This window comes from Leptotrichia wadei, from assembly GCF_007990445.1.
Lineage (GTDB): Bacteria > Fusobacteriota > Fusobacteriia > Fusobacteriales > Leptotrichiaceae > Leptotrichia > Leptotrichia wadei_A.
In genome coordinates this window covers 1,057,791-1,073,987 of sequence record NZ_AP019841.1, presented here as the reverse complement: position 1 = coordinate 1,073,987, position 16,197 = coordinate 1,057,791, and the positions used below count along the sequence as shown (strand labels likewise).

At 30.2% G+C, this 16,197-nt stretch carries 18 protein-coding genes; 1 reads left to right on the top strand and 17 read right to left on the bottom strand.

Annotated features, from left to right (window positions below; all coding sequences use genetic code 11):
- Positions 1–121 precede the first annotated feature (121 nt).
- The 17 genes from FVE74_RS05150 to FVE74_RS05070 form a co-directional block, all read right to left on the bottom strand.
- A complete protein-coding gene (locus tag FVE74_RS05150; protein ID WP_147003530.1) occupies positions 122–889 on the bottom strand; it encodes an OmpA family protein in 768 nt (255 codons plus the stop codon).
- A 32-nt stretch (positions 890–921) separates the two neighbouring features.
- A complete protein-coding gene (locus FVE74_RS05145) occupies positions 922–1,665 on the bottom strand; it encodes a basic amino acid ABC transporter substrate-binding protein (protein ID WP_147003529.1) in 744 nt (247 codons plus the stop codon).
- Positions 1,666–1,691: 26 nt separating this feature from the next.
- Positions 1,692–2,450, bottom strand: coding sequence for a basic amino acid ABC transporter substrate-binding protein (locus FVE74_RS05140; RefSeq protein WP_147003528.1), 759 nt, complete (start codon positions 2,448–2,450; stop codon positions 1,692–1,694).
- Positions 2,451–2,494: 44 nt separating this feature from the next.
- The gene (locus tag FVE74_RS05135) at positions 2,495–3,223 is read right to left on the bottom strand and encodes an amino acid ABC transporter ATP-binding protein (protein ID WP_036059259.1); all 729 of its coding nucleotides are present in this window, start codon (positions 3,221–3,223) and stop codon (positions 2,495–2,497) included.
- Positions 3,224–3,290: 67 nt separating this feature from the next.
- Positions 3,291–4,028 carry an amino acid ABC transporter permease gene (locus tag FVE74_RS05130; protein WP_147003527.1) on the bottom strand — a complete coding sequence of 246 codons (738 nt, stop codon included), beginning with the start codon at positions 4,026–4,028 and terminating at the stop codon, positions 3,291–3,293.
- Positions 4,029–4,294: 266 nt separating this feature from the next.
- Entirely contained in the window at positions 4,295–4,618 is a 324-nt protein-coding gene (locus FVE74_RS05125; RefSeq protein WP_147003526.1) for an AzlD domain-containing protein, read from the bottom strand.
- A complete protein-coding gene (locus tag FVE74_RS05120; protein ID WP_147003525.1) occupies positions 4,611–5,324 on the bottom strand; it encodes an AzlC family ABC transporter permease in 714 nt (237 codons plus the stop codon). The genes FVE74_RS05125 and FVE74_RS05120 overlap by 8 nt, the downstream gene beginning before the upstream one ends.
- Before the next feature lie 335 nt (positions 5,325–5,659).
- Positions 5,660–5,998, bottom strand: a complete 339-nt coding sequence (locus FVE74_RS05115) for a P-II family nitrogen regulator (RefSeq protein ID WP_147003524.1) — start codon at positions 5,996–5,998, stop codon at positions 5,660–5,662.
- A 16-nt stretch (positions 5,999–6,014) separates the two neighbouring features.
- Positions 6,015–7,250 carry an ammonium transporter gene (locus FVE74_RS05110; RefSeq protein WP_147003523.1) on the bottom strand — a complete coding sequence of 412 codons (1,236 nt, stop codon included), beginning with the start codon at positions 7,248–7,250 and terminating at the stop codon, positions 6,015–6,017.
- 121 nt (positions 7,251–7,371) lie between these two features.
- The gene (gene polA, locus FVE74_RS05105; RefSeq protein ID WP_147003522.1) at positions 7,372–10,521 is read right to left on the bottom strand and encodes a DNA polymerase I; all 3,150 of its coding nucleotides are present in this window, start codon (positions 10,519–10,521) and stop codon (positions 7,372–7,374) included.
- Between the two features lie 202 nt (positions 10,522–10,723).
- Positions 10,724–11,017 (bottom strand): 50S ribosomal protein L27, encoded by a 294-nt coding sequence (gene rpmA, locus FVE74_RS05100; protein ID WP_147003521.1) that lies wholly within the window; start codon positions 11,015–11,017, stop codon positions 10,724–10,726.
- A gap of 80 nt (positions 11,018–11,097) precedes the next feature.
- Positions 11,098–11,442: a ribosomal-processing cysteine protease Prp gene (locus tag FVE74_RS05095; RefSeq protein ID WP_147003520.1), complete on the bottom strand. Its 345-nt coding sequence runs from the start codon at positions 11,440–11,442 to the stop codon at positions 11,098–11,100.
- Positions 11,443–11,502: 60 nt separating this feature from the next.
- The gene (gene rplU / locus FVE74_RS05090; protein WP_147003519.1) at positions 11,503–11,811 is read right to left on the bottom strand and encodes a 50S ribosomal protein L21; all 309 of its coding nucleotides are present in this window, start codon (positions 11,809–11,811) and stop codon (positions 11,503–11,505) included.
- A gap of 101 nt (positions 11,812–11,912) precedes the next feature.
- On the bottom strand, positions 11,913–12,674 hold the full coding sequence (locus FVE74_RS05085; RefSeq protein ID WP_147003518.1) for an SDR family NAD(P)-dependent oxidoreductase: 762 nt from the start codon (positions 12,672–12,674) through the stop codon (positions 11,913–11,915).
- Between the two features lie 89 nt (positions 12,675–12,763).
- Positions 12,764–13,234 carry a hypothetical protein gene (locus tag FVE74_RS05080; protein WP_147003517.1) on the bottom strand — a complete coding sequence of 157 codons (471 nt, stop codon included), beginning with the start codon at positions 13,232–13,234 and terminating at the stop codon, positions 12,764–12,766.
- A gap of 21 nt (positions 13,235–13,255) precedes the next feature.
- Positions 13,256–14,092 carry a hypothetical protein gene (locus tag FVE74_RS05075; RefSeq protein ID WP_147003516.1) on the bottom strand — a complete coding sequence of 279 codons (837 nt, stop codon included), beginning with the start codon at positions 14,090–14,092 and terminating at the stop codon, positions 13,256–13,258.
- Positions 14,082–15,359 carry a hypothetical protein gene (locus FVE74_RS05070; protein ID WP_147003515.1) on the bottom strand — a complete coding sequence of 426 codons (1,278 nt, stop codon included), beginning with the start codon at positions 15,357–15,359 and terminating at the stop codon, positions 14,082–14,084. Before FVE74_RS05070 ends, FVE74_RS05075 begins: the two co-directional genes overlap by 11 nt.
- Before the next feature lie 178 nt (positions 15,360–15,537).
- Between FVE74_RS05070 and udk the strand changes: the two genes are divergently transcribed.
- Positions 15,538–16,179: a uridine kinase gene (gene udk, locus FVE74_RS05065; protein WP_147003514.1), complete on the top strand. Its 642-nt coding sequence runs from the start codon at positions 15,538–15,540 to the stop codon at positions 16,177–16,179.
- Positions 16,180–16,197: the final 18 nt, after the last annotated feature.

Sequence of the window (16,197 nt, the reverse complement as noted above, 5' to 3'; positions counted from 1 at the left end):
AATTTAAGTTTTTTTATTTCTGCAAGGAGTCCAAGATTCCTTGTTTCAAGATATTTATTTTTTCAAATTTTAAGTCTATATGATTATCAATGGGTCTAATATAAAAAAAGAAGGACAGTTTTTACACTTGTCCTTTTTTTACAAACCTAAATTCAACTCGGCGATTTTTTCCTCTTCCTTCACCTGTATCATTATTTTCAGCTGGATTATTTTCTCCACGTCCTATTATTCCAACTACTCTATCCTTTGAAAGTCCCAATTCTATTAATTTTGAACTAACAACTTCAGCCCTTCTACGTGAAAGCCGTTTATTATATGAAGCCATTCCGCTCGTGTCAGTATATCCAATAATTGACACAAGAAAATCATTTTTTTCAATATAATCCTTTACATCACGTAATATTGGATAAGCCTCCTTTTTCAGATCGATGCTATTTTTATGAAAACTTAATTCATCTGAACTTAAAGATATAATTTCTGAACTCGACATTTTCACTCTTTCTGGATTGCTTATTGGCTCCTTTTGAATTTCAAAAGTTTCTGGCTGAACAGCATTTTGTGAAACCGTTGATGGTTCTTCAGGTTTCTGTTGCATATTTTCAGAATTTTGAGATGACGAAGAATCCTTGGAAATCTGTGTTCCTGTCCTATTCTGATTCAATTCAACTGTTATTAAGTCAGGATTATCTTTAGATGAAACCGCTCCTGGCACTGTTTTTTCAGGATTTGGCGTATCTAATGTAGGAATATCCTTCACATCGTGCTGTATATCCGCCACATTTGGTCTAATTATATCCTTTCGCATTTCAGAAGTAGTTATTTTTTCAGAGGCTAGAGGTACAGTCATTGCCACCATTGAAGAAACTGCAACTAATGTTGGTTTTTTCATAATTATTCCTCCTCCTTTTTCAATCAAATACCTTATTTTTGACTATTTTCCAAACCATATTTCTTAATTAATTCATCATATTTTCCATTTTCTCTCATTTTTTTCAATTCAGCATTAATTTGTTTTATCAATTCTGGATTTTTTCCTTTATCAATAGCCATTGCCATTCCAATTGAAGCAGGTTTTTCATCAAAAATTTCCATTTCAGGATTTTTCTTCATATATTCAGTAGCAACTGCCTTTTCCAAAATAATTGCATCAATTTTTCCTGCCTTTAAATCTAAAATTATATTTACAGTACTTTCATTCGGTACAACTATAGCCCCTTTAATAGTTCTGGCTTCAATTTCTTGAATTGTCCCCAATTGCACTCCAATTTTTTTACCGCTCAAACTATTTGGAGTAACTGATTTGTCGCCTTTTCTTCTCAAATAAGTTTCTTTAGAAATAAAATAGTCATCTGTAAAATCAACTGATTTTTTTCTTTGTTCAGTAGAACTCATTCCAGAAACAATAATATCAATTTTTCCAGCCTTTAATGACGGAATAAGCCCATCAAACGACTGATCTATAATTTCAATTTTATATCCAAGATTTTTCCCAATTTCATTAATCATGTCAACATCAAATCCTGTTATTTTACCATTTTCAACATATTCAAACGGGGCAAAAATCGCATTTAATCCAACTCTTAATTTTTTATCTCCATTATCTTTTTTTCCACATGACATAACTCCAAAAATTAGCAATGCCAATACTAAAAATATTTTTTTCATATTTTTTCCTCGCTTTCTTTAATTTTTTATTTTTTTCCTGTTTCCAAACCATATTTCTTTATTAACTCATTATATTTCCCATTTTCTTTTAATTTTTTTAAGTCTTCATTTATTTTCTTGATAATTTCTGTATTTTTTCCTTTATTAAAAGCAATCGCCATACCGTAAGGTAATTTTTCTTCATAAAAAACTTCTATATCAGGATTTTTTTTGATAAATTCCTTCGCAACAATATTTTCCAAAATTACCGCATCAGTTTTCCCATTTTTCAAATCTAATATCAAATTAACAGTTGCATCATTTGTTACAACATTTGCATTTTTTATTTTTCTAGCTTCCAGCTCTTGAATTGTTCCTAACTGAACTCCAATTTTTTTACCAGCCAGACTTTTCTTTGAAGTGAGTTGGCTATTTCCCTTCTTTTTAAGAAACATTTGTGTTGACTTGTAATATTCATCTGTGAAATCAACTGATCTTTTACGTTCTTCAGTTGCACTCATTCCAGAGATAATCGCATCTAATTTCCCTGCCTTTAATGACGGAATAAGAGCATCAAACGGCTGAACCTTCATTTCAATTTCATATCCCAAATCCTTCCCGATTTGTTTTATCAAATCAATATCAAATCCAACAAGCTCTCCCTTTTCAATATATCCAAACGGAGGAAATACTCCATCAGTTCCCACTACAAGTTTTTTTACTCCCTTGTTATCAGCATTATTTTTATTGCCACAAGACAAAATTCCAAAAACTATCATTGTGATCACTATTAATACTTTTTTCATGCTACACTACCTTTCTATTGTAAAATTACTATTACAATTTTTATTTAATGATTTAACACTTTGTCTAAAAATTCCTTTGCTCTTTCAGTTTTTGGATTTTCAAATAAATCAGCAGGTTTTGCATCTTCCAGAATATATCCTCCATCCATAAAAAATACTCTATTTGCTACATTTTTTGCAAATCCCATTTCGTGTGTTACCACTATCATTGTCATCCCTGCATGTGCAAGTTCTCTCATAACTTCCAAAACTTCTCCTATCATTTCAGGATCAAGTGCTGAAGTTGGCTCATCAAACAAGATTATTTTTGGATTCATAGCCAAGGCTCTTGCTATTGCCACCCTTTGCTTTTGACCACCAGACAATTTATTTGGATAAACATTTCTTTTATCAGCAAGTCCTACTTTTTCAAGTAATTCCATTGCTAATTTTTCAGCTTCTGGCTTTGATATTTTTTTTAGCCTAATTGGACCTAAAGTAATATTTTCCAAAACTGTTTTATGTGGATACAAGTTAAAATGCTGAAATACCATTCCCACTTCTTCACGAATTTTATTTATATCTACTCTACGTTCCAGAATATTTTTACCATCTATTCTAATCTCTCCAGAAGTTGGCTCTTCAAGTCTATTTATACAACGTAAAAAAGTCGATTTTCCACTTCCAGATGGTCCAATAATAGAAATTACTTCTCCTTCTTTTACTTCTGTGCTAATTCCCTTCAGAACTTCTAAATTTCCATATTTTTTCTTTAAATTCTTTATTCTAATCATTTCCTTATCTCTTACATCGTTGCCAATTCCTTCAATTCCCTCTGACTCTCTGCATTTTTTATTAAAACTAATCATTTTCCTTTAACTTCATCTCCAATCGTTTCCCAATAAACGAGAATAATTTTACGCTTACATAATAAACTACACCTGTAAATAATATAGGTTTTATACTATAATAGGCAGCCTGTAAACTTTTACTGTTCATTGTAACATCCATAACGCTAATATAACCTACAATAGAAGTTTCCTTAAATAAATTTATAAATTCATTTACAAGAGCAGGTAAAATATTTTTTACAGCTTGAGGCATTATAATTTCATTCATTGCCATTCTATAAGGCATTCCTGTAGCTCTTGCTGCTTCCATCTGACCTTTGTCAATACTTTCAATTCCTGAACGGATTGTTTCCTCAACATAAGCTGCACTATTAAGTCCAAGAGCAATTGCAGCTACCCAATAATTATTAAAAATCACTATTACAAAGGAAAGTGTTAATAATTGCAACATCATTGGAGTTCCACGCATTATATCGACATATTCATCAATAACTGCATCTTTTATCATATTAAAAACTTCATTTCCAGTTTTCTGAAATTTTAAAAATGCTAAAAACATTCCAAATAATATTCCAATAGCCGCACCCACAACTGTAAGTCCGAGAGTAGTCACAAAATAACTGCTTGCATAAATTTCCCATTCGTGAGGCTGCATATCATGCGGAAATACAAGAAGCACTGTAATCACAACTACTGCCACAAAAAACGATGTTTTTATTATTTTTCTAGTTTTTTCTAAATCTTCCATATTCTTTATGAACTTTAATTTTTGTTCATATCCTCCTTATATTTAAATTATTATAGTATTATTATACCTAATATTTATTCCTTTTTCAATAAAAAATTTTAAAAAAATTATTTTATATGTTATCCTAGTTTTTTTAAGAAAATAATATTCCCGTTATTCAAAGTATCATTTTTTATTTTTTTTTAAATATATTTAATAAAATTATTACAATGGCATTTACACATTTATAAACATTAGAAAAATCATTAATCTCCCAAATGAATTTGTTACAAATAAATTTTTGCTAAATCAAATAAAAATATCATAACAAGCGACACCGAAACAATAATTCCAAGTCCAAATTTTTTCAGCGACAAAAAAGTGACAACACCCATTCCAATCAATATTTTTACAATGTCATAAGGAGCTGTACCGCCCGAAGTAAAAATATCTGGAAAAACCATAAGTGCTAAAACTGAATATGGTAATGCTTCAAAAAATTTATTCATTATTGGATTTTTCGGAATCTTCACAAACAGTGGCAACAATCTTAAAGCCACCGTTACCAATGCCGAAATGACAATTACTTTAAAAACTTCTAAATTATTCATTTTCTTTTATCTCATCCTTTCTATGTCTTACCGCATAAATTAAACTTGAGCCTATCATAATTAAAATCATCGCCCATCCGCTGCTTACCTTATTTAAAATTGGCAAATACATAAATGCTAGTTTTGCGGCAATTACATAAATTACGACTTCAAAAAATTTTGGCAATTTTTGCAGCGACATTACAAGTAAACTAAAATATATCGAATATAAAATAAAACTTAGGCTTGCACGGAAAACTTCAGGTATCATATTTCCAAAAAGTGAACCTAGAACAGAACTTCCAGCATAGCATAAATACGGAATTGTATTTAGTCCAATAATATACCAAGGTGAATTTTCTTCCTTTATAATCGCATAAGTTATCGTTTCATCAGTAAGTCCAACTCCAACCAGTATTTTTTCAAATAATTTAGTTCCATTTTTTAATTGCCTGAAAATCAATAAATTTAAAAGCAAATATCTCAAATTTATCATAAGTACTGAAATTATAACTTCAATTGCTGTAGAATGTTGCACATAAACCATTTTCAAAAGCATTGCTTCCGAGCCGCCAGCATAAATTCCAAATGACATAGCTGCCGTGACAATCGTATACATTCCGTTATTTTTAGCAATCAGCCCAACTGTCAGACCAAACGGAATATATGCAATTCCCATTCCAATTCCAGCTTTTAGTCCTTTTAGATATTTTTCTGTATTAATCATTTTTCTCTTTCTTTTTTCCTTTCTATTTTATTTTATTCTATTCTTTATTTTATTTATTATTTTTTTAATTTTTATTGTACTCAAACTTATTTAAAAATAAAATGATAAAAATTATATAAATTTAGATTTTGGGTAAAATAGTCATAGTTTTTGAGATCAACTTTAAACTTTAAAACAGTTTTTATATAAACTAAATAAATTTCATTATTTAAAAATTATATCACAATTTTTTCATTAATTGAACTTTATTTAAGTTTATTTAACTTTTTTAATTAAAAAAATAAAAAAAGAAGTTAGTTCACATTCAAGCTAACTCCTTTAATTTTTTATTTATATTACAAGGCGTCTTTTCCTCTCTCTCTCGTTCTAATTCTAATCACATCATCTATTGGCAAAATAAATATTTTTCCATCTCCAACTTCTCCAGTGTAAACGGCATCTATTATAATATCAACTAATTTTTCAACATTAGCATCTTGAGTAATTATTTCGATTTTTAATTTAGCAAGCAATGTCGGCGTAATCTTTTGCCCACGAAAACTTTCTGTGTAACCTTTTTGATTTCCGTGTCCTAAAACTTGGCTTACTGTCATTCCTCTGACTTTGGCTTTTGTCAATGCATCTTTTAAATCTTCTAACTTATCAGAACGAATTATAACTTCTATTTTTTTCATAATTTTTCTCCTTAAATTAAGAATCTAGTCCCATAAATGTTGGGTAAGCAGTTTCCTTATGTTCACTGTCATCCATTCCCACAGCTTCTTCTCTATCTGTAGCTCTAAGCGGTAAAAATACTCCGATAACTTTTATTATCACAAATGTAAAAACTCCTGCCCAAATAGCCGTTATCAGTATGGCAGCAATTGTCGCACCAAATAAATGAGTTCCGCCGTATAAAAGTCCAAAATTTCCCTTTTCTGGTGTTAAACTTGGCGTTGTAAAAATCGCTGTTGCAATTCCTCCAAAAATTCCACCAACACCATGACAGCCGAAAGCATCTAATGCATCGTCGTACTGCAATTTATGTTTTAAACTTGAAATTGCAAAATAGCAGATTGGACTGACTAACAATCCCATTAAAATTGCTGAGCCGTAGGAAACATAACCTGCACCTGGCGTTATTGCCACAAGTCCTGCAACTAGACCAGTTGAAGTTCCAACTAATGTAGGAGTTCCGTTACTTAACTTTTCAATAATTACCCAAGAACATGTTGCCGCAGCAAGTGATAACATTGTCGTAATAAAAGCGTGAATCGCTGTACTATTTGCTTCAAGAGCTGAACCTGCATTAAATCCTAGCCATCCGAATGCCAAAATTCCTGTTCCAAGCAGTACAAAAGGCACATTATGCGGACGATACTCGGTTCTTGTAAATTCTCTTCTCTTTCCGATAATTGTCGCTAAAACAAGTCCAGACACTCCTGATGAGATGTGAACGACATCTCCCCCAGCAAAATCTAATGCTCCCATTTTTGCAAGAAGTCCTCCGCCCCAGACCATGTGAGCTAAAGGATAATAAACAAATATTAGCCAAATTGGAGCAAAAACTAAAAACGGCGCAAACTTTATTCTCCCAGTCACAGCACCTGTTGCAATACTTACTGTAATTATTGAAAACATCATTTGAAATAATGCAAAAACTGCATCTGGAATTTTATATCCTTTTGTACTTGCTGTTTCACTGACTCCACGGAATAAAACATTTCCAAAATTTCCTATAAATTTCCCATTTCCAGAGAATGCTAGGGAATAACCTACTAAAAACCACATCACAACTGCAATAGCAATTGGAAGAATAACCATCATCATCGTATTAATGACATTTTTTCTTCGACCCAGACCTCCGTAAAAGAATGCCAGTCCCGGCGTCATAAAAAGCACTAATGCTGATGAAAATAAAATAAAAACTACACTTGCTGTATCCATACTGATACCTCCTATATTTTAATTTTTCGACATCCTGTGTCCTTTAATAACCTATTCTAGCAATTTTTTAAAAATTAGTCAAATATATTGTATATATACCTTTCATATATAAAACTTATTTTTATTTTAATGATCCCCAATTTTTAGCTAAACTGCCATTAGCCTTCAACGGAACTTTCTTAAACTTGACTGTATTTTCCATAATTTTTTCAATTTTTTTCATATATTCCTTAGCAACTTCATCACGTACTTCAAAAATCAGTTCATCATGAACTTGGAGCAGCATTTTAATATTTCCATCATTTTTAAACTCTTCAAAAAGTTCAATCATAACTTTCTTTATAATATTTGCAGCTGTTCCCTGAACGACAGTATTTACCGCCATTCTCACAGCCTGTGCCTGAATATTTTTATTTTTCGCATTTATTCCGCTAATATATCTTCTCGTTCCATAAAAAGTTTCCACAAATCCATGAAGTTTAGCCGTTTCTGTCACAATTTCCAAAAATTTCCTAACTCTTGGATACTCCTCAAAATATGTCCTAATATATTGTGAAGCCTCCTGAACCGTAATTCCAAGTTCCTTAGACAGTCCAAACGGAGTTTTTCCATAAAGAATACTAAAGTTAATTACTTTTGCAATGCTTCTTTCATTTCTTGAAATTTCATCTTCTTCTGTTTTAAAAAATATTTTTCTAGCCGTCAAGCTATGTAAATCCTGATCATCCTGATAAGCCTGCACCAAATTCCTATCCTTCGACAATTCAGCCAAAACTCTCAGTTCAATTTGAGAATAGTCAAATGAAATCAGGCTATGCCCTTCCTTTGCGACAAAACCTGTACGAATCCTGATTCCATCATCTGTTCTCACAGGAATATTCTGTAAATTTGGATTTGCCGAAGAAAGCCGACCAGTTGACGTTCCATTCTGGTTAAAAGTCGTATGAATTCTGTCCTCTTTATCCGCCAACTTTGGAATCGGCTCAATATAAGTCGACAGTAATTTCTTATAAGCCCTGTATTCCAGCAATTTTTTCCCGATCATCCGCTTATCTTCTGACAATTCCCCGTTGTTAGCAATCATTTCCAGAACTTCCACATTTGTTGAATATCCAGTTTTTGTCTTTTTTCCCGATGGAATCTGCAATTTTTCAAACAAAACTTCCCCCAGCTGCTGTGGCGAATCAATATTAAATTCTTCACCAGCAAGTTTATAAATCTCATTTTGAAGCATATTTATCTTTTCTTCCAGCTCATTTTGAAATTCTCCAAAATACTTTTTATCAATCTTTATCCCAGTTTCCTCCATCTGTGCCAATACTGGTATTAACCGACTTTCCAATTTATCAAAAATATTCAGAAATTGCTCATTCTGCAATCTATTTTTTAAAATTGTCTCCAATTTATAAATAAAAAATGTTCTCTTTGACAAAAATTCACAAATCACATCATCTGAAACATCGCTAAAATTCTTTTTTCTTCTCTCTTTTTTAAACTTTTCCTCAAAAGTAGCAATCCCCACTCCAAATTCATCCAGGATTATTTCCTCAATTTCCTGTAAACTTTCCGTTCCCAGCACATATCTTGCAAGTAAAATATCAAAATATTCAGTACATTTTATCCCAAACCTGTTATTATTTATCCCATAAGTTTTTCCGCCAACAGAATAGCCAAAATACTCACTTTCTCCATTTTTCATATATTCTTTCACATTATAGGCGATAATTTCTTTTTCACTCAATAATTTATAAATATTTTCAACATTTTTTTTATTATTTTTCTTCTCATCAGCATTATTACTTAAAGCAAACAAATTAATTTGTGCTCCAGATTCTACATTTTCTTGATCCCCATTTTGCAAAATATCCTGAAGTTCACTATCTAAAAGCACAATATTTGTCTTTTCATCACAAATGGAGATTCCAAGCATATTTTCAAAAATCGCCACTTTTTTATCCATTTTTTCAATCACAGAATAAGCCTCATTCCAGCTCACAACTTTTCCGTAATTTCTCTCAAAATAAATCTTTTCCTCTTTAACTTTTTTAGTTTTTTCACTTTTTTGACTTTCCATCACGTTTTCTTCAGCTTTTTTCTTCTGATCTTCATATTCTGCAATCAATTTCCCTTTTAATTTCTGAATCTCATCCATTTTTTTATCCATTTCTGAATTATGTTCATATTCAACCTGCTCATAAAAATGTGAAATTCCATCAAAAATTGGATTTTCCCTATCATACTCCAATTCCTGCCTTTTAATTTCTTCATTTTCCTTTTCCTGCTCTAATCTCTCTTTTTCCAGTTTCTCTTCATTTAATTTTTTATTTTTTTCTAAAATTTCCTTCTCTTCCTCTGTAAGCCCCTCTTGACCTTCACTTTGCAATTTTTCCCTTTCTTCCTGTATCGCTTTAGAAAATCTCTTAAAATCCAGCTCTTCATACAATTTCAAAAGACTATCAAAATCCTTTTCCTCAAATTTCAATTTATTCTTGTCATATTCAATATCAAGCCCCCTTTTCACAGTTGCAAGTTCCCGGCTCATAAAGGCATTTTCCCTATCAGTCAGCAATTTTTCCTTCTGTTTCCCCTTGATCTCATCAATATTTTCATAAATTCCTTCCAAATTGCCATAAGCTGTAATAAGTTTCACTCCATTTTTTGGTCCAATTCCAGCAACTCCTGGAATCCCATCTGACTTATCTCCCATAAGTCCAAACAAATCAGGAATCTTATCAGGCGTAACTCCCAAATATTCAACCACATCTTCATCAGTCCTTATATGCTTAAACGCAGAATTTTTATCCCCTTTTCCAAGCAAGGCAATATTAATTTTTCCATCCACAAGCTGTGCCAAATCTTTATCCCCTGTTATTATAAAAACCTCAATTTGCTCATCAGCATCATTAGAAAATTTCGTAGCAAACGTAGCAATCACATCATCCGCTTCCTGCCCAGCCTTCTTGTATTTTGGAATCCTATACCCATCCAAAACCTTCATAATAGTATCAATCTGCATAACAAGCTCTTCTGGCATACTTTCCCTATGTGCCTTATAAGTTTCCAGTTCTTCAGTTCTCTCCAGCTCATCTCTTTTCACATCCAGGCAAGCCACCAGATAATCTGGCCTAAACTCCCTAATTACACTTTCCAGAGTATTAATAAACCCAAATGTAGCTCCAGTAGACATTCCGCTGCTATTTCTCATCCCCATCAGTGCAAAATGGCTTCTATACATAATCGCACTCGTATCCAATATAACTGCTCTCTTCAACTTAACTGTCCTCTTTTCTTTTTTTATTTTTGTTTTCACTAATCTAAAATATCTTGTAATTATAAATATTATCAACATCTAATCTTTATAACTTCTACAATTATTTACATTTAATTTTACACCAAAAGAAATTAGATATGATAAAAAAATACCATCCTATTTCTAAGACAGTATTTTACAAAATATATTATTTTTTATTTTATTATGCTTCTGCTCTTTCAGGATAAATACTTACTCTCTTTTTACCATTTCCAAATTTTTCAAATTTTACATATCCATCAGTTAATGCGAATAAAGTATAATCTTTCCCTAATTTTGCATTAGTCCCAGCATAAAATTTACTTCCTCTTTGTCTTACAATGATGTTTCCAGCCTTTACAGCTTCTCCATCATATTTTTTTACTCCTAAATATTTAGGATTAGAATCTCTACCATTTCTAGTTGATCCTTGTCCTTTTTTTGAGGCAAATAACTGTAAGTTTAATTTTAATAACATTTTCTAACCTCCTTGATTTTTTTATGTTTTTAATTCATAGTTTTTTTCAAACTTTACTTTTGTGAATCTGGCATTTTTTATTATTTATTTTCTATCTTCTCTTCAAGTTTCACAAACTCACTATAACTTCTTGCAACCGCCTTTAAATATGAATACATTGATTCAATCAAAATATCCGCTTTTTCCAGTTCATCATCAGTTAATTCAGAATCCTTCAAATCACAAGTAATAAGCCCATCTTTCTCAACATATTCCAACTTTTTTTGAAGTTTTAAAGTTTCAATAAGCCCATTAATTGTCATTTGTCCCACCGATGAAACAGCTGCACAAATTATATCATCTCCATATCCTGAAAAATCTGCATGTCCCTTTATTTCAAAATATGTTATTTTACCATTCTGTCTTTGAATTTCTATTTTTATCATTCAAACCACAACATCTTTCACATTTTAAAAGTTAATTTTACAATTTTAATATTATCTCAATTATGCATTAATTGATTTAATTTCAATTGCTGTAAATGATTGTCTGTGTCCTTTTTTTCTGTAGTAAGTTTTTTTGTTATATTTAAAGTTAATTTTTTTATCAGCTTTTCCGTGTGATTTAACTGTAGCTACAACTTTAGCTCCTTCCACAACTGGAGTTCCAACTTTTACGTTATCTCCTTCTCCAACTAATAGAACTTCATTAATTTCGATGTCTGAATCAACATCAGCTGCTAATTTTTCAACTTTTAATACAGTTCCAACTTCTACTTTATACTGTTTTCCACCTGTTTTAATTACTGCAAACATTTATGTTCACCTCCAAATAATTTATCGCTATTATTGGTATTAGCCACCAATTTTACGCGTACATCTTAATTAGTTTACTATATTTTCACTAATTTGTCAAATTATTTTTTTCTATAAATATTAAATCCAGTTGCCTGATTTGTAGCCATTATTGTAATATCTGAAATTTGCACGTGTTTTGGCTGATTTGCAATATAAAGTATCGTATTTGCAATGTCTTCAGGCTTTAGTGCCTCAACTCCTTCATAAACCTTTTTAGCCTGTTCCATATTCCCATGAAATCTCACATTGCTAAAATTAGTTTCCACAATTCCAGGCTGAACAGTTGTAACTTTTATATTTTTATCAATCGTATCAATCCTAATTCCATCACTCAACACTTTTACAGCAGATTTTGTAGCACAATATACAGCAGCTCCTGCATAAGCATAAATTCCAGCAGTCGATCCAATATTTATAATATGCCCTTCATCATTTGCAACCATGCTAGGTAAAATCTGTCTTGTAACATACAATAGCCCCTTCACATTTGTATTTATCATCTGTTCAATATCCGCAATATCATAATCTTGAAACTTGTCCAGCCCTAGAGCAAGTCCCGCATTATTTATAAGTACATCAATTTTCTTCACATCTTCCAGTATTTTTTTAGTAAATTTCACAACATCATTATACTTTGTGACATCAAGCACAAAAATGTATGCATTAGTGCCATATTTCCTGTCAATATCTGCCTTAATCTCCTTCAATTTGTCCAAATTTCTGGCACACAAAATTACATTATCTCCATTTTTAGCAAACGCATAAGCAGTTTCCTTCCCAATTCCACTTGTAGCACCAGTAATAAAAATATTTCTATTCATAAAACTCACTCCCTATATTTGAATTTCTCATTATTTATTTTAAAAAATATCCACATTTTTATTATACCACAAAATTTTCATTATAAGTATTATTTTATATCAAGTTTATTTTTTTGATGGAATTTTTGTCTTAATTTCAATTTAAAAATCCCAATTCCCTTTTCAATGCTCATTTCCTGTAAAAAATTATATACAAACATATTTGTAAACTTCAGATCCATTTTTTTATTTGATCCCAAATCAACAAACATTTCTAAATTTCTATAATCACTTTTTTGTAAATATGACTCAGCCCATTCCACTAAGTCTATTATATTTTTTTTATTTTTTTCATACAAGTCATCATTCACACTTTTATTTTCAGAATTCAAGTTATTTCCAGTATTTTCCAAATTTGAAATAATTTTTCCAGTTATTTCCATTTCTACTGTGCTTCTGCTATTTGCTAAATTTGTATCTTCTGCAAGCCCAATTTTGTATTTTACTTCGATAATCTCATCTTCACTTACATTTATTTCCTTTTTACTTTCCTCATCTGTAATTCTTAATCTATATTTCATTTATCCCACCCCTTAATTTTTTTAAAAAACTGCTATTTCATCAATTTTTACTGTTTCTCCAACACTTACAACTCCAAAATGATTCTTCCAAAAGACCTTCAATTCCAGTCCAAATTCCAGAAATAATAATTCTAAAGTTTTTATTTTTGCAATATTTTCTTTATTTTTTTCCTTATTTATATAAATTATTATTTTATTTTTTTGATGTTTTTCCCTATAAATAAGCGAATCTAAAAAAAAGTATTTAATTCCAAACTTAAAATTTTTCATAGAATTGACATTATTAATTTTTTCATTATAAATCAAAAGTGCCACATATTCCTGCTCTTCCCTATTCAAAAGCAAAAAATATTTTTTTAAATTCTTTCCTAAAATCCCTTTTCTTATATCTTCTGAAATTTTTTCACAAACAATGTCAATCACTGTCGTTCCACTTGCAAAATCGAGTTCCCTTAAATAACTTATCGCATTATTTTCAATATTTCTCTTAAAATTCTTTAAGATATGCTCGTTTTTATCTTCTCTTGATTCATTAGCTGCATTTTTTCTACGTCTAAAACTGCTTATTTTAGATTCTTTTTTAATAACATTTTCCGTTGTCAAATTTTTAATTTTGTTATCCTTTTGAAGTTTGCTTTCAATTTCAAAAAAATTATCATAATAATTTACAAAATCAGTAAAAATTTTATTAAATCTCACATAAGGATTTACTTTCACAGCCTTTTTCTTCTCGAATTTGTCATAAAAAAAATCATCATTTACCTCAATATATGCTGATACATTATTTTCCAGTTCAAATTGTGTATTTATAGGAACTGCCCATATATATGGATATCCTTTTTTATTTTTATTCGCCATGCAGATACCCCCTGCACTCAAATTCGCCGTAATTATTCTGGATTTCTGAAATTAAAAAACTCACTTTATCCTCTGAATATTCATTAAAATCTTTAATTTCTACAAATAAATTTAATTTAGGTTTTTTATCAAAATATTCCCTTTGAAATTCATTTTTCAAGTTTTCATTACAGTCATAAATATCCAGATTTTGTTCAATATTTTCTTTAAAATTAATATCTCTCAGTATAATTTCATCCTTTACAAACTCATATTCTAAAAAATATTTTTCCAAAAATGCGCGGCTTCTTGTATTTTTATTTTTTTTTTGAATTTTATCAATAAAACTTTCATTTTTAAAATTCGTAAAATGAAAATAATTTTCCTGATTTTCACTATTTTTTTCAAAAATTTCAAGCATTTTCCTGCATTTTTCTATTGGCTTTATGGAAAAAATATCCCATACATCACCTGTATTTTTTTTTGAAATAATGTTTAACTTATTTTTTCCGCTGTAATAACAGCAAAGAATATCTTCATTTTCGTGATTTGACACTAAAATTTGCTCATTATCTTCAAAATTTATTGTATATTCAAAGGATAAATCAATTTTTACTGGACGCACAAATATAGTGCTTATAATCTTCTTTTTTTCGATATTCCAAAGCAATTCCCTATTTCTTAGCACTTTATCTTGAATCTCTTCAAAATCATAAGTAATCTCACAATCTCCATTTTGAATTTTTTCCAGGACATCCCTTTCCATTTCAAAATCATATTCAATCAATTCAACTTTATAATATCTCATAAAATGCGCCATATTAAGAGTTTTCCAGCTTTTTCCATTCAACTCAAATGAATTATGCAATTTTTTTATTTCATCCAAATAACTCTCATCCCTTGCAAATCTCACTTTAATTTCATAATTATTCCCATCAATATTTACCCATCCAGTAAATTCCCTTTCAGAAACCTCATTAATTTTACGTAAATCTAAATTTAAATAAACATTTTCCAAATAAATATTTCCATAATCTTCACTAAAAATATCCACTTTATCAGTTACTGGAAAAAACACACCATCCATTTTAAACGCATCCTCGCTTTTCACCAGCACCGTTTCAACAAAAATATTCTCATTCTCTGAATTTTCAGCAATCTTAACCTCCAAAAACTTATCTTTAATTTCCTGAAATCTCTCCTGCATCTCTACATTCATTTCAAAAAACATCTCTCTCAGACTTTTTCCAAGTATTTCCTTTTCAAAAATTTCATTCTCTCTGTTCATAACCCCTCCAATATTTAACTATATTTTAATTTTACCATATAATTAAATTTTTTTCAAATTTTTTTATTAAAAATTTAATGTTTGTAAAAATAGAAAAAAAATGCTAAAATTAATTAAAATATAAGACATTATTCTGCTAAAATAAAAATTGCAAAATGTATTCAGGAGGAAATATTTTATGAGCTATCAAACTATAATTGTCGGAATTGCAGGAGGGACTGGTTCTGGTAAAACTAGTGTAACTCAAGCTATAATTGAAAATTTGGAAAGAACGGGGATTCATTCGATTTTACTTGAACAGGATTCCTATTATAAAAGAAATGACCATTTAACTTATGAACAAAGGACTAAATTGAATTATGACCATCCAGATGCGATTGATTTTGATTTGCTTGAAAAGCATATTTTGGCATTAAAAGATGGAAAATCCATTGAAAAACCCATTTATGATTTCCAAGTTCATAACAGAATTAATGAGACACAGCATATTGAGCCTGCAAATTTAATTATTGTGGAGGGAATTTTAGTGCTTGCCATTGCAAAAATCAGAAAGCTTTTTGATGCAAAATTATTTGTGGATACTGATGATGATGAAAGACTTTTAAGAAGAATTGAAAGGGATTTAAATGAACGTGCAAGAAGTTTTGAAAGTATAAAAAATCAATATATAAATACTGTAAAACCGATGCACTTGGAGTTTGTTGAGCCTTCCAAAAGATATGCAGACGTTATAATTCCACGTGGAAAAGATAATAAAGTGGGAATAAAAATGGTAGCAAGCAGACTTCGATATTTATTTAATAAATTAAATAAAAAATAATAATAAGACAAAAAATTG

Bases quoted from the DNA above. Each gene is read 5' to 3' on its own strand.
- udk (WP_147003514.1), top strand. From the start codon at position 15,538: ATGAGCTATCAAACTATAATTGTCGGAATTGCAGGAGGGACTGGTTCT.
- rpmA (WP_147003521.1), bottom strand. From the start codon at position 11,017: ATGTTATTAAAATTAAACTTACAGTTATTTGCCTCAAAAAAAGGACAA.
- FVE74_RS05150 (WP_147003530.1), bottom strand. From the start codon at position 889: ATGAAAAAACCAACATTAGTTGCAGTTTCTTCAATGGTGGCAATGACT.
- FVE74_RS05085 (WP_147003518.1), bottom strand. From the start codon at position 12,674: ATGAATAGAAATATTTTTATTACTGGTGCTACAAGTGGAATTGGGAAG.
- FVE74_RS05080 (WP_147003517.1), bottom strand. From the start codon at position 13,234: ATGAAATATAGATTAAGAATTACAGATGAGGAAAGTAAAAAGGAAATA.
- FVE74_RS05075 (WP_147003516.1), bottom strand. From the start codon at position 14,092: ATGGCGAATAAAAATAAAAAAGGATATCCATATATATGGGCAGTTCCT.
- FVE74_RS05140 (WP_147003528.1), bottom strand. From the start codon at position 2,450: ATGAAAAAAGTATTAATAGTGATCACAATGATAGTTTTTGGAATTTTG.
- FVE74_RS05095 (WP_147003520.1), bottom strand. From the start codon at position 11,442: ATGATAAAAATAGAAATTCAAAGACAGAATGGTAAAATAACATATTTT.
- FVE74_RS05145 (WP_147003529.1), bottom strand. From the start codon at position 1,665: ATGAAAAAAATATTTTTAGTATTGGCATTGCTAATTTTTGGAGTTATG.
- FVE74_RS05130 (WP_147003527.1), bottom strand. From the start codon at position 4,028: ATGGAAGATTTAGAAAAAACTAGAAAAATAATAAAAACATCGTTTTTT.
- FVE74_RS05125 (WP_147003526.1), bottom strand. From the start codon at position 4,618: ATGAATAATTTAGAAGTTTTTAAAGTAATTGTCATTTCGGCATTGGTA.
- FVE74_RS05115 (WP_147003524.1), bottom strand. From the start codon at position 5,998: ATGAAAAAAATAGAAGTTATAATTCGTTCTGATAAGTTAGAAGATTTA.
- FVE74_RS05070 (WP_147003515.1), bottom strand. From the start codon at position 15,359: ATGAACAGAGAGAATGAAATTTTTGAAAAGGAAATACTTGGAAAAAGT.
- FVE74_RS05135 (WP_036059259.1), bottom strand. From the start codon at position 3,223: ATGATTAGAATAAAGAATTTAAAGAAAAAATATGGAAATTTAGAAGTT.
- rplU (WP_147003519.1), bottom strand. From the start codon at position 11,811: ATGTTTGCAGTAATTAAAACAGGTGGAAAACAGTATAAAGTAGAAGTT.
- FVE74_RS05120 (WP_147003525.1), bottom strand. From the start codon at position 5,324: ATGATTAATACAGAAAAATATCTAAAAGGACTAAAAGCTGGAATTGGA.
- FVE74_RS05110 (WP_147003523.1), bottom strand. From the start codon at position 7,250: ATGGATACAGCAAGTGTAGTTTTTATTTTATTTTCATCAGCATTAGTG.